Source organism: Tenacibaculum aiptasiae (assembly GCF_008806755.1).
GTDB classification, from domain to species: Bacteria; Bacteroidota; Bacteroidia; order Flavobacteriales; family Flavobacteriaceae; genus Polaribacter; species Polaribacter aiptasiae.
This window is the reverse complement of sequence record NZ_WAAU01000008.1, coordinates 382870-384868: the sequence shown is the minus strand read 5'-3', so window position 1 is coordinate 384868 and position 1999 is coordinate 382870. Positions and strand designations below refer to the sequence as shown.

4 protein-coding genes are annotated in these 1999 nt (G+C 28.7%); all 4 read left to right on the top strand.

Annotated elements, in window-relative coordinates; all coding sequences use genetic code 11:
* A partial coding sequence (locus F7018_RS18325) for a hypothetical protein (protein ID WP_175578644.1) occupies positions 1-326 on the top strand: 326 nt, incomplete at its 5' end.
* On the top strand, positions 327-1025 hold the full coding sequence (locus F7018_RS04615) for a hypothetical protein (protein WP_150898841.1): 699 nt from the start codon (positions 327-329) through the stop codon (positions 1023-1025).
* Positions 1025-1723: a hypothetical protein gene (locus F7018_RS04610; protein ID WP_150898840.1), complete on the top strand. Its 699-nt coding sequence runs from the start codon at positions 1025-1027 to the stop codon at positions 1721-1723. Before F7018_RS04615 ends, F7018_RS04610 begins: the two co-directional genes overlap by 1 nt.
* The coding region (locus F7018_RS04605) for a hypothetical protein (protein ID WP_175578643.1) at positions 1723-1999 on the top strand (277 nt) is incomplete at its 3' end. The genes F7018_RS04610 and F7018_RS04605, both read left to right, overlap by 1 nt.

Sequence of the window (1999 nt, the reverse complement as noted above, 5' to 3'; positions counted from 1 at the left end):
GGCAATTTTTTCTAGATGGTTTTGATAAATTCGTTGATTTAGATCATAGTAAATTTTGTGAGTGGGATAATTTAAATAAAGTTGGAGTAGATTTTTTTAGTTTTAAAAATGAAAGAGAATTACAAAGATTTGTTATGAAAAATGAATGGAGGGATTGGGGTTTTGAACGTGCTGTAATGAAGAAGGAATATAAAAATATTGATGCTGCTAAATTAGCGTACCCTTACGGTGTTTTAATCAGCGAGCGTTTAAAAAATGCACTAGAAGAAGCCAAGCTAACAGGTTTTAAGATAACTCCATTTCCTGTAGAATTTGAGTATTTATAAATGAAAGAAAAAAGATATTTAATTGAAGAAGTTGTAACTATAAAGACAGAAGGAAAATTTGAGGTAATTCCGAGGTTAGATCCAATTAATGTTAAAGATAAAGAAGAATTCTTTAATTTATCTGTAGATGCAAATAAGGTATATGATAACAATTGGAAATTTGATTATTTGATACCTAGACATTCAGAAGAGTATAAAAAAGCCAATTTCATTTGTGATGTACATGGATGGATTGGAGACAAACCAAATTATTTTTACGGATATCCTATTTCTAAAATTATGAAAGAGGTTTTAGAAAAATTTAATTTATATCCCAATAAATTTTATAATGCTAAAGTTTTGTTTAATGAAGAGTATCATGAATATTATGTTTGGCAATTATTCCTAAACGGTTTTGATAAATTTGTTGATTTTGAGAATAGTACTTTTTGTGAATGGGATGAGTTAGTGAAAACGGGATCAGATATTTTTAAAGTTAATAATGAAAAAGAGCTGCGTAAGATTATTAAAGAAAAAAAATGGTGGGATTGGGGTTTTGAACGAGCTGTTATGAAATCTGAATTTAAAAATATAGATTGCATGGCAATGCCATATCCTTATGGTACATTAATAAGTGAAAGATTAAAGAATGCACTGGAAAAGGCTAGGTTAATAGGTTTTAAGGTAACTCCATTTCCTGTAGAATTTGAATATTTGTAATGAAAGAGCAAAGGTATATATTAAGTTTTTCTAGTACTTTAAATATTAATGGAATAAATGAAGTTATTCCAGATTTAGATGGAAGCTATGTGAAAAACAAAGAAGATTTTTATAACGCTTCGTTAGACGCGAATATAATATATGGAGAAGATTGGAATTTTGATTATTTAGTTCCGAGACACTCATACGAATACGAAGTAGTAAATTTTATATGCGATTTCCATGATTGGATAGGGGATAAACCAAGTTATTTTTCAGGAGTAATAATTTCAAATGAAATGAAGAGAATTATAGAGAAATTTAACTTATATCCCAATAAGTTTTATCCGGCAAAAGTATTGTTTAAAGGTGAGTATTTAGAGTATTTTGTCTGGCAGTTTTTTTTAAATGGCTTTGATGAATTTGTGGATTTGGATAATAGTACATTTTGTGAATGGAAAAGAGGAGTAAAAGTTGGAGATGTCGAAGTAAAAGTAGAAAATATAGAAGAGTTAATGGATTATGAAGATGATAATGAATGGTGGAGTTGGGGTTTTAAACGTGCTGTAATGAAGGAGAAATATAAAAATATTGATGCTGCTAAATTAGCATACCCTTATGGTATTTTAATTAGCGAGCGTTTAAAAAATGCACTAGAAGAAGCCGAGTTAACAGGTTTTAAGATAACTCCATTTCCAGTGGAATTTGAGTATTTGTAATGAAAGAGAAAAGATATTTATTAGATGTGGCAACCACATTAAAGTTAGACAAAGAAATAGAAATTACGCCAAGTTTGGATGGAGAAAATGTTAAACAGAAAGAACTTTTTTTTGATTTACCTAAAGATGTAAATTCAGTTTATGAAAATGATTTTGAGTTTGATTATTTAATACCTAGATATTCTGATGAATATAAAAGAGTTGGTTTTTTATGTGATTTGCATAGTTGGGTAGGTGAAGAACCAGATTTTTTTTACGGATATCCTGTTTCTAAAG